Consider the following 19,316-nt stretch of genomic DNA (forward strand, 5'->3'; position numbering starts at 1 on the left):
CGCCCCCTTCAAACCGATGCAGGGAAGTAAATGAAAGCGCTGATTACGGGCATTACCGGCTTTACTGGTCGCTATATGGCGGAGGAACTCGCGGCGCACGGCTACGAAGTTCACGGCCTCAGCTATCGCCCTCCACAAGGCGAACTGCCTGCGAGTATTACCGCGATACACAGCTGCTCGCTGGATGATGCACAAACACTGCGGGACCTGCTGCTGGAACTGCGCCCGACTCACGTAGTGCATCTGGCGGCGGTATCTTTTGTAGCGCATACCGACGCAGACGCCATCTACCAGGCCAATCTCATCGGGACTCGGCACCTTCTCGAAGCATTGCGCTCGATTACAACGGATCTTGCCGCGGTGATTCTGGCCAGCAGCGCGAACGTATACGGAAATACCGAAGGTGTACTGGAAGAATCCTCCACCCTGGCGCCCGCCAACGATTATGCGGTCAGCAAAACGGCAATGGAGTATCTGGCACGGCTCTATGAACGGCATTTGCCACTGATCATTACCCGCCCGTTCAATTACACGGGCATTGGTCAACCTGAACAGTTTCTGATTCCCAAAATAGTCGCACACACACGCCGCCGTGCCGAAATCATCGAACTGGGAAACCTGGATATCGCCCGGGATTTCTGCGATGTACGCCACGTGGTGCGAGCCTATCGACGACTTCTCGAAACACCCGAGGCGATTGGCCAGACCATCAATATCTGCTCGGGTACTGCCCACACTTTGCAGTACGTTCTCCAGCAGGCCGCGCTGATATCCGGACATCGAATGGAAGTCAGGGTCAACCCCGCCTTCATACGCAGCGCCGATGTAAAAAACCTGTTCGGCTGCAGCGCCAAACTGACCCGTTTGATAGGCGAACTGAAGCCGATAGAACTGCGTGAAACCCTGCGCTGGATGATTGAAGCACCTGAGACAAGGGCTTGAAGAGAGTTCATGACAACCGGAATGGCGCTTGAACAAGCAAGGCTAGGCGCCGCATTGCGCCTATTTCCGCTGCGCAGCTCATCGCAAGCAATTTGTCCCATTGCCCCTGAACCCCGCCGAAACACAACGGTCTATGACTTCTGTGAACGGCAATGCCACATGCAGCAAGGCTGTCGGCACACCGACCCCATAACCATCGAGCCACTCCGCATACATCACGCAGCACTGGTCGATTGAATATGGAGAGCCGGTTCCATCTGATTCTTTCAAGTGACAAGCGACAAGTGAATCCAGCCGTTTCACTCCGAAAAACAACTATTCCGTCAAGGATGAAGACCCCATGAAACCACTATTTACGCTCGCGTTCTCTTCCGTTCTGGTACTCCAGGGATGTGTGTTTTCACCTGGCCAATACCTTGACCCGGATGAGTTCAAGGAAGGAGCAGAATCGGAAAACGGCAGCGTACAGTTGCTGCGTATCACGCCGGAAATGCTCAAGGGCGAGCTGTCTTCCGACAAAGGCACCTCCAGCAAGCAGGAGCTGACCGATTACAAGCCTGAAGCCTATCGCATCGGTGCGAACGACCTGCTCTATATCACCGTCTGGGATCACCCCGAACTGACTGCGCCGTCCGGCCCGCAACAGCAACTCGACGCCAACGGTCGCCTGGTTCGCCCGGATGGCACACTCTTCTACCCCTATATCGGCAACGTCAACGCCGCAGGCCGTACCATCGAAGAGCTGCGGGCCGAGATCGCACGCCGCCTTGCCAACTACATCGACAGCCCGCAGGTCGATGTCAGCCTGCTGCGCTACGGCAGTCAGCGCGTCGTCCTCTCGGGCGCCTTCAACACCGCCGGTGAAGTGCCCGTGACCACCGCACCGATGACCATCGTGCAAGCCATCGGCCAGGCCAGCATCGATACCGAAAATGCCGACCTTTCCAGCCTGATGCTCAAGCGCGGCGGTCGCGAATACATGCTCAACCTCGATGACCTGAACCGCCCGGACTCCTGGCTGCATCAGGTCTACCTGAGGGACGGCGACCAGCTGCACCTGCCCTATAACGATCAGAAGAAGATCTACGTTCTTGGCGAGGTCACCCAGCCACAGGCGCTGAACTTCAAGACGTCGAGCTACAACCTGATGGATGCAATCGGGACAGCCGGCGGCATTCGCCAGGAAACGGCCGATGGCGAAGCGGTCTACGTCATTCGCGGCGCAGAAAACATCGCGACCGAGCAGGCCAAGGTCTTCCAGCTGAACGCCAAATCGCCCACCGCTTTTGCCCTGGCCAAGAGCTTCCCGCTCCAGCCCCAGGACGTGGTTTTTGTCGGTCCGGCAGGCATCACACGCTGGAACCGCTTCATCAGCCAACTGCTGCCATCGGCTACGGTCGTGGGCACCGGAGCAGCATTCAGTCGTTAAATCGGCTTTCACCATTCGCGGCTGAAGCCGCTCCCGCAGTGGGAGCAGCTTCAGCCGCGAAGTTTTTTTACATCAAGCCGTGGCCTGCTCCAGCCATCCCAACAGCCGAATGGCATCCTCCTGGCTCTCACCGCAAACACTTTGGTCCGCACTGAACGCCGCGCACACCGCAGGCCGGGTCGGCTGAGCAAACAGCTCGCAGAGATTCGTATCAGAAAGATGCAGACAACGCACACCTGCCGGCTTGCCGAGTGGCATGCCGGGAAGAGGACTGCTGATCGAAGGGGCAATGCAACAGGCACCGCAACCAGGGCGACACTCCATCCCTGTCATCCGAGAAAAAAACGGGCGCCGATAATAATCACTGCCGAGGCAAAACGCAGCATGCGAGGCGCACCGCGCATCGGCTACTTGCAGGTACCGGAGGCTTGCGATGCAGCAGCCCGCTGAAACCTGGCTATCTCTGGGCCGGGCTGTGTCTGATGGATGGCTTCCGGCTGAACTGAAGGCTGTGCTGATGACGCCACCACAGCGCTTGGGCATACTTGCCAGCCTTTTCCCCACTTCAGGTAATCCACATGTTCAAGGTCAACGAATACTTCGACGGCACCGTCAAATCCATCGCCTTCGACATGGACGACGGCCCTGCCACCATCGGTGTCATGGCGCCAGGCGAATACGAATTCGGCACCGCTCAACTGGAAGTCATGCATGTGGTCGCCGGCAGCCTGGACGTCAAACTACCCGGTAGCGACACCTTTGAAACCTTCACCAGCGGCACCCGCTTCACCGTGCCGGCCAACAGCAAGTTCCAGTTGAAGGTCGCAACCGATACCGCGTACTTGTGTGAATACCGGTAAGCAGCCTGGGACGAACCCGCAGGCCGTCATCTCAATATCCGAAAAACCTTGTTGAGCAGTTCGGCTGTCTGGAAAGGCTTGGTGATAACGCCCATGCGCGTGCCAAGGAAGCTTTTCTGGTCAGCCGTGCCTTCGGCGTAGCCGGTCATGAACAGGATCGGCAATTGCGGGCGAGCGGCACGCGCTGCGTCGGCCAGCTGGATGCCGCTAAGGCCGGGAAGGCCCACGTCGGTCAGCAGCAACTGGATGGAGTCATCCTGCTTCAGCAGCGACAGTGCCGCCTTGGCATCGCCGGCCTGGCTACAGCGATAGCCGGCTTCGACCAGCATCTCGGTGATCAGGAGTTGTACCAGGGGCATGTCTTCGACGATAAGGATGTGCTCCCCGTCTCCCTGAGCCTCGATTTCCGAGGCCTCTGCAACCGGGCTCACCGCGCCTTCAGTTGCCGGTAGCAGCAGCGTGACTTCAGTGCCCTGGCCAACGACGCTACGGATACGTATTTCACCGCCGGACTGACGCGCAAAACCATAGACCGTCGACAGCCCCAGACCGGTCCCCTGCCCTAGTGGTTTGGTGGTGAAGAAAGGGTCGAAGACCTTGTTGATATTCTTCGGGTCGATGCCGGCGCCATCGTCGCGCACGCTGATGGCTACGTAGTTTCCGTCCGCAAGCTCGGTATTACCGTGCGAACGCGCGGCGAAGGTGGTGATGTGGATATTGCCACCCTCGGCCAGCGCGTCGCGCGCATTGACCACGAGGTTGATCAGGGCGTTGTCCAGCTGGCTGGCGTCGACATGGGCTACCGCTTCCTTCAGGTTCAGGTGAAGCGTGAGGGTGATGTCCTCGCCGATGGTTCGGCGCAGCAGATCCTCCAGCGAGCGCACCTGCTCATTGATGTCGACCGGATTCGCATTCAGCGGCTGCTGCCGGGCAAAGGCCAGCAGGCGATTGGTAAGCGCAGCAGCCCTGATCGCCGAATGCTGGGCAGCATCGGCAAAACGTAGCGCATCGGCACTACGGCCTTCGGCTACGCGCTTTTTCATCAGGTCGATGCCAGTGATGATTCCGGTGAGCAGGTTGTTGAAATCATGCGCGATTCCGCCGGTCAGCTTACCCAGGGCATCCATCTTCTGCGCCTGGAAAAGCTGGGCTTCGGTGCGCGCACGCTCTACCACTTCCTGCGCCAGTTGCGCTTGGGCATTGTCCAGCAGCTTGAGTTGTACGCGCTCACGCTGCCGCTGCTCAGTGACGTCTTCGACGAGGATCAGCCCAATATCCGGTGGCTGATAAGGCGACAGTTGCCACTCGGTTTCGCGCAACGTCCCATCTACGAACAGATCCAGCGAGGTTTGCCAGCGCTCGCCAGCTGCCAGGTGCGCCCGCAACTGCTCCAGGACCTGATCCTGGTTTGGCGCAAAGCAGCCCTCCAACGGGCCGTTGCTGCCCTCATTGCCGATCAGCTTGATGAATGCCTGATTGCACTGATGAATGTTCAGCCCGGCATCGATTACCGCGATAGGCGCGGAGATGTTGGTGAATATTTCGCGAAAACGCTTCTCGCTTTTGCGTAGAGCCTCTTCGGTAATTCTCACTCGCAACAGTGTACGCAACGTCGCGAGCAGCACATCGTGGTCCACGGGATGGATCAGGTAGGCGTCCGCTCCGGCATCGAGGCCGGTGATCATATCCCCTGTTTCGATGGAAGCAGCCGACACGTGAATCACGGGCAGCAGCGCAGTGGATGCATCGATGCGCAGTTGCCGGGCAACGTCGAAACCGCTCATGTCCGGCAGATTGACATCCAGCAGCAGTGCATCGACCTGTTCCGCTGCGATCAGCGCCAGGCCTTCGGCACCTGTCCCCGCCTCCAGCACAGCGTAGCCGTGACGTTCGAGAACGCGCCGCATGGCATAGCGAGTCGCGACGTTGTCATCGACAATCAGCAGCTGGCTGTCACGCTTCATCGGCGCCCTCCGGTTGTAACGCAAGTGGAATGACCACGAAAAATGTCGAACCCTTGCCCGGCTCGCTCTCGACCCCAACCCGGCCACCGAGCAGATCGGCGAAACGCTTGCACAGCGACAGCCCCAATCCGGTGCCACGCAGCCTTTTCTGCAAGGGGCTGTCGACCTGGCTGAAATCCTCGAATAGTGCCTTGTGCAGCTCTTGCGGAATGCCTATGCCGGTGTCGCACACTGCGAAACGGACTTCGCTGCCATCGATCACCTGCGCGGATATGCGCACCTCGCCCTGCAGCGTGAATTTGAGTGCGTTCGAAATGAAATTACGCAGAATCTGTGCAAGCTTCTTGTCGTCGGTATACAAGCGCAGCACGGTTTCAGGTTCTTCGAAAATAAGGTCGACTTCCGAGCCCTCCACGATCGGTCGGAACATTCCGCGCAACGCTGAAAACAGGTCGAGCATATCGAACCATGCCGGAGAAATGGTCACTCGCCCGGCCTCGATCTTGGCCAGGTCGAGCAGGTCGCTGACCATTTCGCTCAGTTCAGTGGCGGAGGATCGGATAAAGCGCACCTGCTTGTGTTGCTCTTCACTCAGCGGTCCGTCCAGCTCATCACTCAGTAGCCTGGCAATGCTCAGGATGGAGCCGAGCGGCGTGCGGAACTCATGGCTCATGTAATGCAGGAAGCGGCTCTTCAGATCGGAAGCCTGGCGGAGTTCTTCTGCCTGGGTATCGAGTTCGGCATAGAGCGCCAGAACACCCTGATTGGTCTCCTCCAGCTCGGCGCGCAACGACTCGTTCTCAAGGCGCAACGTTTCGATCCGGGACAGCTCACCCGCATCGGGTATTGAATCGCTCACTCAGTGTCTCCCAAGGCAATCACCAGAACGGTCACGTCGTCACGCCCCCGGCAGAAATCCCGATGCAGCAGCGCAGCGATTACAGCGGGATGACGGTTCGCGAGCCCAGGATAGTCGCCAAGGCTCCAGCGCGACTGCAGCCCGTCGCTGTGCATGATCAACAATTGACCAGCGGCATCGGTATAGTCGAATACCTTGGCCTTGCGGTACTGCACCCCGACAATACCTGGATGCGAGGCCAGCCCACGTGACTGTTCAAGACTCAGCAGGCGAGCGCCGATATTGCCGATGCCGGCGAATTTCAGGCCTCGCGTATGCGGATCGAACTGCGCCACCGCGACGGCGCCGCCGCGACTGGAGGTCATCGCCTGGTGCATGTCGCTCAGCAGTTCTTCCGGAGCCGCAAAGGGCTGCGCGGCGAACGCCAGGGCACCCGCTTCCGCAGCCTGCTGTGCTTCCTCGCCATGCCCCAGGCCATCGATGACCAATGCACTGACACGGCCATCCCGGATAGCGAGATGCCAGGCGTCACCACAGGCCGGAAGGTTGTGCAACGCATGTTGGGTGATGCCGAAGCGGTAATCATCGACCGTGCCGCCTTGAGAATAAAGCCGCGCCATCACCACGGCACCGCGCGCATCGGCATAGGCGTCGAAGACCGTCGCCTGGCGTGATAGCGAGCCGAGCCCCGTGCCTTGGGTACCGCGTGTGGAAAAGCCGTCCGACAGACAGGCCCGAAGGTCGAAGCCCGGCCCGCGATCAACCGCGATGATCTCGATTCCATCGGCATTCTTGCCAGGCAGGGTGCGCACATGCATCACGCCGTGCCCGGCATGTTTGAGAATGTTGGTAGACAGCTCGGTGGCCACCAGGGCAACGCGGCCTGCATCGGTGGTATCGAAGCCGATCTCCTCGGCCAGCCGCTGTGCCAGCCGGCGGGCGTGGCCAACCTGGCTTACTTCCTCCATGGCGACCACTTGAGTAACGCTTCCCCGCAGATTCATGTCCATCGGGTAATGGTCACTCGTGTACCGGCTCCCGGTGCGCTATCGAGCTCGAACTCATCGACGAGACGCTTGGCACCGGTCAAACCCAGACCGAGGCCGCTACCGGAAGTCCACCCATCTGTCATGGCGAGTTTGAGATCAGGTATGCCGGGCCCCTCATCGCGAAACGTCAGGCGAATGCCGACCCGCGGCCCATCTTCCAGAATGACCCAGTCCATATCGCCACCACCGCCATATACCACTGTGTTGCGTGCCAGTTCGCTGACTGCGGTGACCAGCTTGGTCAGGTCGATCAGGCGCAGGCCGCAAGCCTGCGCGAGCTTGCGTACTTCCTGGCGGGCTTGCACAACGTCCTGTTCGACGCGTACCGGTTGGCTGCCGCTGCTGCGGATGTTCATCGAGTATTCACACGGCTACGCAATAACTGCATACCGCGCTCGACATTGAGGGCCGTACTGACGCCCGGCAGCATCAGCCCGAGTTCCACCAGCGTAATGGCTACCGCCGGCTGCATGCCGACCACGACGGTTTCGGCGTCCATGATCTTCGACACACCGGAGATGGTGCTGATCATCCGTCCGATGAACGAATCCACCATATCCAGCGCGGAAATATCAATGAGCACGGCCCGCGCCGAGGTCGCACTGATGCGCTCGGCCAAGTCATCCTGAAGGGTGATGGCGAGTTGGTCGTGCATGTCGACCTGGATGGTAACGAGCAGAAACTCACCCATCTGCAAAATCGGAATACGTTCCATCAGACCGCCTTGGTGACGCGAAGGCCGGAACGGCTCAGCGCGAGCGCAAGGGCATCGGCGAGGTTGGCTTTGGTGACGATGCCTTGCAAGTCCAGGCCCAGGTGCACGATGGTCTGAGCGATTTGCGGGCGCACACCGCTAATGATGCAGTCGGCGCCCATCAGGCGAATGGCAGTAACCGTCTTGAGCAGGTGCTGGGCGACCAGCGTGTCGACGGTCGGTACCCCAGTGATATCGATGATGGCGATTTCCGAACCGGTATCGACGATACGCTGCAACAACGACTCCATCACCACCTGAGTGCGCTGGGAATCGAGGGTGCCGATCATCGGCAGCGCAAGCACGCCTTCCCACAGTTTCACCACCGGTGTCGACAACTCCAGCAGTTCTTCCTGCTGACGCTTGATCACCGCCTCGCGGGATTTCTGAAAGGTACGAACGGTATGCAGGCCGAGCGTGTCGACGATTTCCGACAGGGTCCAGAGCTGCTCGGCGAACTGCTCCGCGCTGTCGGAATATTCGTGCTGAAGTACCATCATCAACGGACGCTTGATGGAGAAGACGAAGCTGGCCGTCTGTTGGGAGTCGAAGCCCGCAAGGACGCGGCTATGCGACAGTTTTTCCAGGAACAGGCGCATCTCGGCCCATGCGGCCCCTCCCAGATCGTTACCGCTACCTGCGCTCAGACTCGAAGTCAACAGCCCCAGAAACTCGCCTGTTTGCTGAGCGAGGTTGCCAGCCTTCATGCCGCGCTGCGACCCATCGGCCTCAAGATTCTCGGTCCAGGCAGTTTGCAGTTTCGCATGATTCGCCTGTATAGCAGTGACGGTGCGTTGATGTAGCGTTGCCATGTATCCCGCTCCTTGTAATGGAATCCGTACTTACGGTCCGATGTGTTGAATAGAAAGCGCTTCGGCCAAGGCGTTCCACTGAGCAGCCAGGCGGCGCTCCTGAGCCTCGGCGACCCGACAGTGTATGGATTTGCCTGTGCTTGAAATGGCTCGCCATAGCCGCCAGTTCGGCACAGCGACCTGACACCCGGATAGCTGTTTACCTGCGCACCGTTCTTTTCACGCTGGATGCATCGAGGCGGCCTGCGATGTTGAAAAATAGCCCGGAGTATAGGATTTATGTTCCAAGGAGGCCCAAGATAAATTTTCTGGGAAGGGTGACAAATGAGCATGCGCCGCGCGCCCTAACGGCTACTGACCAGGTTGGTCACGCAAGGTGTTTCTGCGTCCGAGTTATGGCAAGCCGTGCGGGGCGGCTTCGGTGTGCTGCATCAGGGATTCAGTTACAGCGGCGGGGATAAGGGCGCGCTCGACAAGCCAAATAACTGTATACTCGCGCGCCATTTTTTCCTGCTGCATCACCGAGGCCCGGCCCGTCATGTCGAAAAAAGTCCCAAGCGTAGGGTTCGTTTCACTCGGCTGCCCGAAGGCAACCGTGGATTCGGAGCGAATCCTGACCCAGCTGCGCATGGAGGGTTACCAGATCGTGCCGTCCTACGAGGACGCCGATGTGGTGGTCGTCAACACCTGCGGCTTTATCGACAGCGCCAAGGCCGAATCGCTGGATGCCATTGGCGAGGCCATCGCCGAGAACGGCAAGGTGATCGTCACCGGCTGCATGGGCGTGGACGAGAACAATATCCGTGGTGTGCATCCCAGCGTGCTGGCGGTCACCGGCCCGCAGCAGTACGAGCAGGTGGTCAATGCGGTCCATGAAGTGATCCCGCCGAGCATCGAGCACGACCCCTTCGTCGATCTGGTGCCGCCCCAAGGCATCAAGCTCACCCCGCGTCATTACGCCTACCTGAAGATTTCCGAAGGCTGCAACCACAACTGCAGCTTCTGCATCATCCCCTCCATGCGCGGCAAGCTGGTCAGTCGTCCGGTGGGCAGTGTGCTGAGCGAGGCCGAGCGCCTGGTCAAGGCTGACGTCAAGGAGATCCTGGTGATCAGCCAGGACACCAGCGCCTACGGCGTCGACCTCAAATACAAACTGGACTTCTGGAACGGCCAGCCAGTCAAGACGCGCATGCTGGAGCTGTGCGAGGAACTGGGCCGGATGGGCGTCTGGGTGCGCCTGCACTACGTCTACCCCTACCCCAACGTGGACGACGTGATTCCGTTGATGGCGGCTGGTAAAATCCTGCCCTACTTGGATATACCCTTCCAGCACGCCAGCCCCAAGGTGCTCAAGGCCATGAAGCGTCCGGCCTTCGAGGACAGGACCCTGGCGCGCATCAAGCAATGGCGCGAGATCTGCCCCGAGCTGACCATCCGCTCCACCTTTATCGTCGGCTTCCCCGGCGAGACCGAAGAAGACTTCCAGTACCTGCTCGATTGGCTCACCGAAGCGCAACTGGATCGCGTCGGCTGCTTCCAGTACTCCCCGGTCGAAGGCGCACCGGCTGAAGAAATGGAACTGGAAGCCGTGCCGGACGAGGTCAAGCAGGAGCGCTGGGATCGCTTCATGGCCCACCAGCAGGCCATCAGCGCCGCGCGCCTGCAGCTGAAGATCGGGCGCGAGATGGACGTCCTTATCGACGAAGTGGACGAAGACGGCGCCATCGGTCGCTCCTGGGCCGACGCCCCGGAAATCGACGGCATGGTCTACGTCGACAGCGAGCACCCGCTGCAACCCGGCGACAAGGTGCGTGTGCGGGTGACCCACGCCGACGAATACGACCTCTGGGCCGAAGTGATCTGACCGCCCCACCGCTCGAAAGCAGCCCCGCCCATGCGGGGCTTTTTCATGCGTGCGCCATGCCTGGCGCACGCATGACTGGAACGGGCTAAAGTCGCTCCTTAACCTAACGCTAGCTACAGGAGTAAATATGTATCGTGGTAGCTGTCTGTGTGGCGCAGTTTCGTTTCGCTTGCGTTCTGAACCCAAGGCTGTATCGAACTGCCATTGCAGAATGTGCCAAAAGCAGCATGGTGCTGCATTTGCCACATATGCAAGTTTGCCTAGATCTGATTTAGAGTATCTATCCGGGCAAGAACTGCTGACCTCCTACAACTCATCCGGGAGCATTGACAGAAAATTTTGTAGCGTCTGTGGCTCCAATATCGAATGGAGTGGCAGTGAAAAATTTCCTGGCTGGGTATCTATAGTCATAGCATCGCTTGATACTTACTTTGAGCCGAGGAGCACCAAAGATATTAATCTTGAGTCTAGAGCGTGCTGGCTAGCTAACCATTCATTCAACCCGGACGCGCTAGAGCCTTCCCCTTAACCAAACGTCAGGCACCAATGGAGAATACCCATGCCATTCCCAGCGGAAGAACGCAAGGCATTACTGGCTGTGAAAGGTGTTGGTCCTACGGTAGTGGTGCGCCTTGAACAAATGGGATTTGAAACACTGGCCCATCTAAGCAAAGCCAGTGCACTGGATATCGTCTCTCAAGCCTCGGCTATCGTCGGCTCCACGTGTTGGAAGAACAGTCCGCAAGCTCGCGCGGCCATCCAGGCTGCAATTGCATTGGCACAATCGCGCCATGCATAACAAGTTCGTCAACCGGATCGCCCAAAAGCTACGCTTTTTGCCGCCCGGTTACACCCAGCTTCAAACCTCATGACTGACTCCGTACCCACTGAAATATCAGCACAATTGTCGCAGGCGCTAGATGTTAGTGAACGTCATCTGGCATCAACGCTATTGGCGGTACATTTGTACGGCTCTGCCTTGAGCGGCGGTCTGAAGCCATACAGTGACATCGATTTGCTGGTCACAGTGGCGACAAAGCCTGATGAAATCACACGGCAAGCTTTGATGCTCGATCTACTCAAGATTTCGGCACCGCCTGGTCAAAGCAAAGATCTCCGCGCACTGGAAGTGACTGTTGTCGTGCACGACGACATCGTGCCGTGGCGTTATCCGGCCAGGCGGGAACTGCAATTCGGAGAATGGCTGCGAAAAGATATCCTTGAGGGTATCGTCGAACCCGCTGTCGTTGATGCTGATCTGGCGATTCTTCTGACGCAAGCTAGACAACACAGCATCGCCTTGACAGGTCCACCGGCAACGGAACTCTTCGACCCGGTGCCAGAGAGCGATATTTTCAAGGCGTTGGCCGACACGCTGAAATTATGGAGCACACCGTCGGACTGGGCTGGGGATGAAAGGAATGTGATGCTTACTTTAGCCCGTGTCTGGTACAGCGCAGCAACCGGCAAGATTGCGTCAAAGGACGTCGCCGCTGATTGGGCGATGGAACGGTTGCCAGAGAAGCATCAGCCCGCACTATATGAAGCTCGACAGGCCTACCTTGGACATTGCGAAGATCGCTTGGCCCTGCGTGGAGAGCAACTGAAAGATATCATTGAGCTGATCAAGCACGAAGTCACCTGCCTGCCTGGTCAGTGCCAATGATGGCTAACAAGCCGACTCGACCTAGGTTCTGTACGAAAAGTGTCTGCGCTCGGTGATGCTTCGTTAAAAATCGGTTCGGCAAGCCGCTTGCGGCTAACGCGCTTCAGCGCGGCCCGAAGGGCGAACGAAGTGAGTCATGCTCATTTACAGCTCGTAAACTCCGCTTGATTCGCTGCGCTCACCCTGCGGGCCAGCCTGCGGCTGTTACTTCGCTACGCTACGTATCTCACCGATTTTTGCCTCGCCTGACCTTCGCTCGACGACTTTTCGTACAGAACCTAACACCAACGCTATGCATCAGAAGCAAGGAGGCACCATGCCGTTCGAAATATCCATGCATGACACCATAACGACGGAAGAAGTTCTTGAAATCTACAAGGCCAACCACTGGTCATCAGCCGGAAAACCAGATGAACTCATGGCAGCCTTGCGCAACTCGCATAGCCTTGTCACTGCGCGTGTCGCGGGAAAACTAGTCGGACTTGGTAACGCAATTTCTGACGGGCACCTCGTCGTATACTTTCCACACATGCTGGTGCATCCCGATTTTCAAGGCAAAGGTATTGGCCGGAAAATGATGTCGGCAATGCTGATAAAATACGCCAGCTTTCACCAGCAAATGCTTACCGCGGATGGCAAGGCAATTGAGTTCTATGAGTCGCTTGGTTTTGTACGTGCAGGCAACACCGAGCCCATGTGGATCTACGCCGGAACTGAGCACTGAAGTAGCTCACTGGAGCTGGCTAACGCTGACCTTCGGCCTAATCGCTAATAAACAAGAACAACCATGCTTAAGAAAATATTAATTTCCATATCATTCTTAGCGTTAACCTTGGTCATACTCTCACAATATGGTTATGTAAAATATCAGCAAAAGAGATACAGGGAATTGCAAGTGGAGTTCGGCCATGCTCGCGCCATCGATGCCTATCAAAGAACCTTGGAGCAAATTGACGAAAAAGGCTCTGACTACGCACGGCGAGCATTGACAATCGGTCGAACCTACGAAACAGTCAAACTGGAAGAGTGGCAGAAAGAGAACAATATAAAGCTTTCAGAACACACCAAAACATTACTAGAAAAAATCAACAACTACATAAAAGACAAAGATCCCAAATAGCGCTCTCTGATACATACCAAGGCACGCTAGAGCATGAATTCACTCATTGAAGTACAAAAGCTATCGCAAGCTCGCCAGTAACGCTACCTGACGAGCATGGACGCTTTTGAGGCTGCGACTCTTTACCACATGATTCCTGACTCCCGCGCTGACGAGTAAGATGCCGCATCGCCCGCAAACCGATGGATCGACACCATGAGCAATACCCTCGAATTCGCCCCTATGCCCGACGCCCAGGGCTACTTCGGCCCTTACGGCGGCCAACTGGTGCCGCCGCACCTGAAGCAGGCGATGGACGACATCAATCTGGCCTATGAGGAAATCCGCCAGCGCGAGGATTTCCAGCAGGAGCTGGCCAGCCTGTTCGCAGACTACGTCGGTCGCCCCAGCCCGATCTTCCATGCCCGGCGCCTGTCGGAAAAGCTCGGCGGCGCGCAGATCCATCTCAAGCGCGAGGACCTGAACCACACCGGCGCGCACAAGATCAATCACTGCCTGGGTGAGGCGTTGCTGGCCAGGTTCATGGGCAAGAAGAAGGTCATCGCCGAAACCGGCGCCGGCCAGCATGGCGTGGCGCTGGCCACCGCCTGCGCGCTGGTGGGCATTCCCTGCGAAATCCACATGGGCCAGGTGGACATCGAGAAGGAACACCCCAACGTCACCAAGATGAAAATCCTCGGCTGCAAACTGGTGCCGGTGACCCGTGGCGCGGCGACGCTCAAGGAAGCGGTGGACAGTGCCTTCGAGGAATACCTCAAGGACCCGCAGGATTTCATCTACGCCATCGGCTCGGTGGTCGGCCCGCATCCCTTCCCGAAGATGGTGCGTGACTTCCAGTCCATCATCGGTCGCGAGGCCCGCGAGCAGTTCCTGAGCAAACATGGCCGCCTGCCCGACCAGGTGGCCGCCTGCGTCGGTGGCGGCTCCAATGCCATGGGCATCTTCAGCGCCTTTCTCGGCGACGCCAGCGTGCGCCTGGTCGGCGTCGAGCCAGCCGGCGAAGGCATCGACAAGCCGGGCCGTCACGCCGCGACCATGACGGTGGGCAAGCCCGGCGAGTTGCACGGCATGGCCTGCTACGTGCTGGAAGACGAACAGGGCAATCCGGCGGCGGTGCATTCCATTGCCTCGGGGCTTGATTATCCCGGCGTCGGCCCGCAGCACAGCTACCTGAAGGATGCCGGGCGAGTGGACTACCAGTCCGTCACCGACCAGCAATGCCTGGACGCCTTCATGACCCTGTCGCGCACCGAAGGCATCATCCCCGCGCTGGAAAGCGCCCACGCCGTGGCTTGGGCCATGGCGACCGCACCGACTCTGGACAGGGACCAGCATATCCTGGTCAACCTGTCCGGGCGCGGCGACAAGGATGCCGACTACGTGGCGCAGCTGCTGGGGTTGTAATGCGCCACGGCATCGAACCCATCGGCTATCTGCGTTCCTGCTTCCGGGAAAAGTTCGCCATCCCGCGCCAGCCACGTCTGGCGCCTGCGGCGCGTGGCGTGCTGGAGCTGCTGCCGCCGTTCGACACGGGCGAGGCAGTGGCGGGCCTGGAGCAGGTCAGCCATGTCTGGCTGCTGTTTCTCTTCCATCAGGCACTGGAGGAAAAGCCGCGCCTGAGGGTGCGGCCACCACGTCTGGGCGGCAACAAGATGATCGGCGTTTTCGCTACACGCGCCACGCATCGTCCCAACGGCATCGGGCAGTCGGTGGTCAGGCTCGACCGGGTCGAGCCGGGACGTCTGCTGGTGTCCGGCATCGACCTGCTGGACGGCACGCCGATCGTCGACATCAAACCCTACGTGCCCTACGCCGACGCCCTGCCCGAGGCTCGCAACGACATGGCGGCAGAAGCACCCGTGCTGATCGAGGTGCACTGGAGCGAAAGCGCCCTCGCCCAGGCCCGTGGAGAAGCGCTGCGGCTGGCCGAGCCGGTGGTGGAACTGATCGAGCAGTGCCTGGCCCAAGACCCGCGTCCGGCCTATCAGAAGCCCGACCCCGAACGCCGCTACGGCGCGCAGTTCTGGGATCTGGACGTTCGCTGGCACTACCCCGACGGCGACAGCATTCGCGTGCTCGAAGTAGTGCCTGCCTGACACAACCCTAAGGTGGAAAGCTCGCACAGCGATTTTCCACCGACCACTGCCCATCTGCTGGTGGAAAAGCCTGCGGCGTTATCCACCCTACCCAGCTTCAGCGCTCCGCCGGAGTCAGCCACAGGCGCTGAGTGCCATACACCGCATCGAGATTCTGTGGCTTGAACGGAAAGCTCATGTAGCGGCCCTTCATCCACGCCTCGATGCCGTCAGCGTAATGCGGGCTGGCCGGATTGCCGGACTGCCCCGAGCTGTTCAAGCCGATCAGTGGCTCGTCGCGCCCGAAATCGACGACGATGCGCATGGCCGGGATCAGCCAGGTATCGAAATTCTGCCCCCAGCGGTAGGCGGAAACGTTCAGCGTGCTGTGATCGCCGCCCGCCGGATAAGGGCCGCGATCCAGATAGCCACGAATGGCATTGATCCCGCTGCGCTTGCTGGCCGGCATATAGGGCGCCAGTTGGGTGGTGCCCGTGGCCCAGGTGTAGTGGTGCAGCTTGCCCCACTGCCAGACGCTGCTGTCGCTGCCCAGTTTCGTTGTCAGGTGATCGACCGCCGCCGCCAGGCTGCGCGCGAGGATGGCCGGCTTGTCTTCCCGCTGCGGCGTGTTCACATCGTCCCAGTAGGGGCTGTCGTCACGACCCAGCAGGTGATCGGCCTGGGCCGAATAGGAAATGTTGGCGGCCTGCAGCAGCGCCTGCCAGGCGGAACTGTCGTCCGGGCCGAGCTCGTCGAGGAAGGTCTGCCGCGCACTTTCATGCAGGAATGCAGAATACAGGGCGGCATCGGCGGATGCCGCATCCAGCACGCCGTCGAATTTCAGCAGGCGCGAAAGAGCCATGCGGGCCTTGTCGCGTTCGCTGGCTGGCAGTGCCGCGATGGCCTGCTGCAAGGGCTCGCGCATGGACGGCTCCTCGAACATGGCGGCCAGCTTGGCGGCGAACGGGGTCGTGCGGTCGTACTGCATGGCGATCATGCTGGCAGTGTCGTGGCGGCCCTGCCCGGCCAGCTCTGCCAGGCGCTCGGCGCGTTCGGGATAGTGCCAGGAGTTGGACAGTTGCATGCCGTAGCCGCGCGGCACCGTGCGATGGTTGGCGGTGCCAAGCCAGCCCTGGGCCGGGTCCTGATCATAGGGATGCAACATGGGATCGGCGAAACCGTCCCAGTCGTAAAGCCCGTCCCAGCCCGGCGAAGGCAGCAACCCCAGGCCGCCACGGCGGTTGGGATAACGCCCGCTGACCTGCCAGCCGATGCCCTGCTCGTCGGCAAATACCATGTTCAGCGCCATGGCGCGGATATCGCGGCTGGCCTCGAAAGCCTCATCGACATTTTTTGCCCGCGTGAGATCAAAGAAGGCATCGAGCGATTTGTCCGCCTCGAACTGAGTGGTCTTCAGCGCCAGGCCATAGCCGCTGCTCAGTTGCAGAGGCTGCAACGGATGCTTGCGCTCGCCCAGCACGCTGTTGAGCAGCGGACCGTTGCGCGTCTCGTAGATCGTCTCGCGAATGGGCCGCTGGCCCTTGACGATGAACGTCTCGTGGCGCTCGCGTGCCGCGACCCACTTGCCATCGGCCAGATACTGCAGACGCCCGTTCTCGCGGCGGATCTTTTCCAGGAACAGGTCCTGGTTGTCGCCCATGACCATGGTCATACCCCAACCAAGCTTGCCGTTGAAGCCTGCCACCACCGCCGGAACACCCGCGACCGTCACCCCCGCCGCCTGGAATTTCGGCGAGCGGATCTGCACGAAATTCCAGTACGACGGCATCGACAGCGGCAGATGGGTATCGTTGGCCATCAGCGGCTTGCCGCTGCGCGTGCGGCTGCCGGCAATGGCCCAGTTGTTGGACGCCGCCACACCGAGCATATTCAGCTCGGCGACCTGCGCGGCTGCGCGGTCGAGCGCGGCCAGGCCGGGAATCTGTCCGCTCAGTTGCAAGCCTTCGAGCTTCGCCGCCTCATCGAAGGGCAGTGGCTCGTCGGGATAGGTCGGCAACAGCCAGGCGAGCTTGTCGCTGCCGACGCGCTGCGCCAGCACCAGGGCGGCGATTTCCTCCTGCAGATTCACCGACAGGCCGAAGTTCAGCAGGCAGAACACCAGCACCGAATCCTCGGGCTTCCAGTATTCGGGCGTGTAATCGGCAGCGGCCAGGTCCATCGGCAGCTTGTCGCGGTGCCTGTACAGGTAGGCGTTGACGCCACGCGCATAGACCTCGAAGAAGCGCTTCATCCGTGGCGAGCTTTCACGATAGAGCACCTCGGCACTCTTGCGCAGGTTGACGGCGCGCATGAAGCGGTCGATTTCCAGCACACCCGGCCCGGCCATCTCGGCCAGTCGCCCCTGCGCCATCAGCCGCAGGCTGGCCATCTGGCTCAGGCGGTCGGTGGCGTGGATGTAGCCCAGGCCGAACAATGCATCGTGGAAGGTGCTGGTTTCGATCAGCGGCATGCCCAGGGCGTTGCGCCGAATGCTGACACGCTCTGCCAGCCCGGTCAGCGGCTGCACGCCCTGCTTCGGCGGCAGGCTGTCGCTGTAGCGGCTGTCCAGATAGGCCTGACAGCCCGTCAGGCTGACGGCGGCGACGGTGGCGCCGAGAATCAGGCGAACCAGATTAAATGGCGGACGCAGTGACATCGACGGCTCCTTTGAGCTGAGCGCAACAGGGACAGTATTCAGGATAGAAGCAAAGGTGTGATGCGACGGAATCAGGCGGCAGCCGGCGTCAGCGCCTCGTCCAGCAGCCAGCGTGCCGAACGGCGTGCGGCTGCCTTGTGCTGCAATTCAAGGGCGCTGAAATGGGCCTCGTGACGGCGACGCTCGGCCTTGTCCAGGGCCTTCCAGGCCGCGTGGGTCGGCACCTGCGCGGTCGCCTCGTACAACGCCTGGAATACCTCGCAATGTGGGTCCTGACTCAGGTTCGCGTCGTAGTTGTCGAGCAACACCTTGATGCGAATGGCCCCCTCGATCAGGGGTAGCTGCTCGTCGAGCAGACTGCTGGCCAGAATCCGCAGGTCAGCCGCAAGCTCGGCATGCTGTCGAGCCTGCTGCGCCGCCTGCTGTCGCTCGTTACGCCAGACCCTGCGCCACAGATACAGCGCATAGCCGGCCAATGCGGCGATCAGCAGAGCGCCGATGAGCAGTACTGCAGCGAACGGCGTCATCAGCGACTCAGGCTCCGTGGCACTTCTTGAATTTCTTCTGGCTGCCGCATGGGCAGGGATCGTTGCGACCGACATCCTTCAACGGATTGCGTACCGGATCATGGCTGTGGTTGCAGTGCGGACCATGAACATGCCCGTGGTGATGGTCGTGGTCGTGATCACAGTCGGGGCCATGCACATGAGGTTCGTGATTCATCGAGTCGCTACTCCGGAATGAGGGTGCCGGGAATTATCTCGCCATTGCGGGAAATATGCACCCTGCGTCCACCCCACATACCAAGCTTCAAGTCACCGTCCAGCCGGTAGGCAATGGGCCGATCCGGCTTTTCCAGCAGGCGCACGATGTACTTCATATGCCGCCAGAGGTTGGTGTGCACCGGAACCTCGTAATAGTCGAAGCTGTTCGCCGGCACGGTCAGCCAGCCGCTGGATTCGCCACTGGCCAACTGGATGTCATTGAGATGAACGTTATAACGCAGGCCACGCACAGGCAGGCTGTGATCGTTGGGGTTGTCGATGCGAAAACGCAGCAAGAACTGCTGTTCCAGCAAACGCGCCTTGATGATCTCGACCTTGGCCAGCTGAACCTGCGGGTCATCGAAATTGCCGCCCAGCCAGGTCGAACAACCCGACAGGCCGGTCAGAAGGCTAAGCAACGCCATCGTTCTAAGTATTTTTATCGTGCGTTCCTGGCAAAGCATTCCGGTACTCCAAAGGACGGCCAAGTGTAACAAGCGTC

General features: G+C 59.7%; 21 protein-coding genes and 1 pseudogene. 11 read left to right on the forward strand and 11 right to left on the reverse strand.

Annotated elements, in window-relative coordinates; translation table 11 throughout:
• The first annotated feature begins 30 nt into the window (after positions 1–30).
• The gene (locus G7020_RS11480; RefSeq protein WP_181084488.1) at positions 31–942 is read left to right on the forward strand and encodes a GDP-mannose 4,6-dehydratase; all 912 of its coding nucleotides are present in this window, start codon (positions 31–33) and stop codon (positions 940–942) included.
• A gap of 340 nt (positions 943–1,282) precedes the next feature.
• Positions 1,283–2,371 carry a polysaccharide biosynthesis/export family protein gene (locus G7020_RS11485; RefSeq protein ID WP_181084490.1) on the forward strand — a complete coding sequence of 363 codons (1,089 nt, stop codon included), beginning with the start codon at positions 1,283–1,285 and terminating at the stop codon, positions 2,369–2,371.
• A gap of 72 nt (positions 2,372–2,443) precedes the next feature.
• On the opposite strand, the gene G7020_RS11490 is transcribed toward G7020_RS11485, so the two are convergent.
• Positions 2,444–2,695 carry a YkgJ family cysteine cluster protein gene (locus G7020_RS11490; protein WP_181084584.1) on the reverse strand — a complete coding sequence of 84 codons (252 nt, stop codon included), beginning with the start codon at positions 2,693–2,695 and terminating at the stop codon, positions 2,444–2,446.
• A 254-nt stretch (positions 2,696–2,949) separates the two neighbouring features.
• On the opposite strand from G7020_RS11490, the gene G7020_RS11495 reads away from it, so the two are divergent.
• Complete coding sequence (locus tag G7020_RS11495) at positions 2,950–3,231, forward strand: pyrimidine/purine nucleoside phosphorylase (RefSeq protein ID WP_181084492.1); 282 nt, start codon at positions 2,950–2,952, stop codon at positions 3,229–3,231.
• Between the two features lie 26 nt (positions 3,232–3,257).
• On the opposite strand, the gene G7020_RS11500 is transcribed toward G7020_RS11495, so the two are convergent.
• From G7020_RS11500 to G7020_RS11525, 6 genes are read right to left on the reverse strand one after another with little or no spacing between them, the layout of a single operon-like run.
• Positions 3,258–5,195 carry a response regulator gene (locus G7020_RS11500; RefSeq protein ID WP_181084494.1) on the reverse strand — a complete coding sequence of 646 codons (1,938 nt, stop codon included), beginning with the start codon at positions 5,193–5,195 and terminating at the stop codon, positions 3,258–3,260.
• Positions 5,185–6,054, reverse strand: a complete 870-nt coding sequence (locus tag G7020_RS11505; RefSeq protein WP_181084496.1) for an ATP-binding protein — start codon at positions 6,052–6,054, stop codon at positions 5,185–5,187. The genes G7020_RS11500 and G7020_RS11505 overlap by 11 nt, the downstream gene beginning before the upstream one ends.
• The gene (locus G7020_RS11510) at positions 6,051–7,058 is read right to left on the reverse strand and encodes an ATP-binding protein (RefSeq protein ID WP_181084498.1); all 1,008 of its coding nucleotides are present in this window, start codon (positions 7,056–7,058) and stop codon (positions 6,051–6,053) included. Before G7020_RS11510 ends, G7020_RS11505 begins: the two co-directional genes overlap by 4 nt.
• On the reverse strand, positions 7,055–7,459 hold the full coding sequence (locus G7020_RS11515) for an anti-sigma regulatory factor (protein WP_181084500.1): 405 nt from the start codon (positions 7,457–7,459) through the stop codon (positions 7,055–7,057). Before G7020_RS11515 ends, G7020_RS11510 begins: the two co-directional genes overlap by 4 nt.
• A complete protein-coding gene (locus G7020_RS11520) occupies positions 7,456–7,818 on the reverse strand; it encodes an STAS domain-containing protein (RefSeq protein ID WP_181084502.1) in 363 nt (120 codons plus the stop codon). The genes G7020_RS11515 and G7020_RS11520 overlap by 4 nt, the downstream gene beginning before the upstream one ends.
• Positions 7,818–8,669: an STAS domain-containing protein gene (locus G7020_RS11525; protein WP_181084504.1), complete on the reverse strand. Its 852-nt coding sequence runs from the start codon at positions 8,667–8,669 to the stop codon at positions 7,818–7,820. The genes G7020_RS11520 and G7020_RS11525 overlap by 1 nt, the downstream gene beginning before the upstream one ends.
• A 538-nt stretch (positions 8,670–9,207) precedes the next feature.
• Here G7020_RS11525 and rimO point away from each other — a divergent pair.
• The 8 genes and pseudogenes from rimO to tsaA all read left to right on the forward strand — a co-directional run bounded on the left by rimO (position 9,208) and on the right by tsaA (position 15,415).
• Positions 9,208–10,533, forward strand: a complete 1,326-nt coding sequence (gene rimO / locus G7020_RS11530; RefSeq protein WP_181084506.1) for a 30S ribosomal protein S12 methylthiotransferase RimO — start codon at positions 9,208–9,210, stop codon at positions 10,531–10,533.
• A 127-nt stretch (positions 10,534–10,660) separates the two neighbouring features.
• The gene (locus tag G7020_RS11535; RefSeq protein ID WP_181084508.1) at positions 10,661–11,062 is read left to right on the forward strand and encodes a GFA family protein; all 402 of its coding nucleotides are present in this window, start codon (positions 10,661–10,663) and stop codon (positions 11,060–11,062) included.
• A 30-nt stretch (positions 11,063–11,092) separates the two neighbouring features.
• Positions 11,093–11,332 (forward strand): helix-hairpin-helix domain-containing protein, encoded by a 240-nt coding sequence (locus tag G7020_RS11540; RefSeq protein WP_181084510.1) that lies wholly within the window; start codon positions 11,093–11,095, stop codon positions 11,330–11,332.
• Positions 11,333–11,401: 69 nt separating this feature from the next.
• Positions 11,402–12,255, forward strand: a pseudogene (locus G7020_RS11545) (AadA family aminoglycoside 3''-O-nucleotidyltransferase).
• A gap of 260 nt (positions 12,256–12,515) precedes the next feature.
• Positions 12,516–12,923: a GNAT family N-acetyltransferase gene (locus tag G7020_RS11550; protein WP_181084513.1), complete on the forward strand. Its 408-nt coding sequence runs from the start codon at positions 12,516–12,518 to the stop codon at positions 12,921–12,923.
• A gap of 63 nt (positions 12,924–12,986) precedes the next feature.
• Complete coding sequence (locus G7020_RS11555) at positions 12,987–13,319, forward strand: hypothetical protein (protein WP_181084515.1); 333 nt, start codon at positions 12,987–12,989, stop codon at positions 13,317–13,319.
• A gap of 195 nt (positions 13,320–13,514) precedes the next feature.
• Positions 13,515–14,723, forward strand: coding sequence for a tryptophan synthase subunit beta (gene trpB / locus G7020_RS11560; protein ID WP_181084517.1), 1,209 nt, complete (start codon positions 13,515–13,517; stop codon positions 14,721–14,723).
• Positions 14,723–15,415, forward strand: coding sequence for a tRNA (N6-threonylcarbamoyladenosine(37)-N6)-methyltransferase TrmO (gene tsaA, locus G7020_RS11565; RefSeq protein ID WP_181084519.1), 693 nt, complete (start codon positions 14,723–14,725; stop codon positions 15,413–15,415). Before trpB ends, tsaA begins: the two co-directional genes overlap by 1 nt.
• A gap of 97 nt (positions 15,416–15,512) precedes the next feature.
• On the opposite strand, the gene G7020_RS11570 is transcribed toward tsaA, so the two are convergent.
• The 4 genes from G7020_RS11570 to G7020_RS11585 form a co-directional block, all read right to left on the reverse strand.
• Positions 15,513–18,050 (reverse strand): penicillin acylase family protein, encoded by a 2,538-nt coding sequence (locus tag G7020_RS11570; protein WP_181084521.1) that lies wholly within the window; start codon positions 18,048–18,050, stop codon positions 15,513–15,515.
• Between the two features lie 71 nt (positions 18,051–18,121).
• Entirely contained in the window at positions 18,122–18,577 is a 456-nt protein-coding gene (locus G7020_RS11575; protein ID WP_181084523.1) for a DUF2489 domain-containing protein, read from the reverse strand.
• 7 nt (positions 18,578–18,584) lie between these two features.
• Positions 18,585–18,773, reverse strand: coding sequence for an SEC-C metal-binding domain-containing protein (locus G7020_RS11580; protein WP_181084525.1), 189 nt, complete (start codon positions 18,771–18,773; stop codon positions 18,585–18,587).
• 7 nt (positions 18,774–18,780) lie between these two features.
• The gene (locus G7020_RS11585) at positions 18,781–19,278 is read right to left on the reverse strand and encodes an LEA type 2 family protein (protein ID WP_181084527.1); all 498 of its coding nucleotides are present in this window, start codon (positions 19,276–19,278) and stop codon (positions 18,781–18,783) included.
• Positions 19,279–19,316 lie beyond the last annotated feature (38 nt).

It is taken from the genome of Stutzerimonas stutzeri, assembly GCF_013522825.1.
Classification (GTDB): domain Bacteria; phylum Pseudomonadota; class Gammaproteobacteria; order Pseudomonadales; family Pseudomonadaceae; genus Stutzerimonas; species Stutzerimonas stutzeri_AK.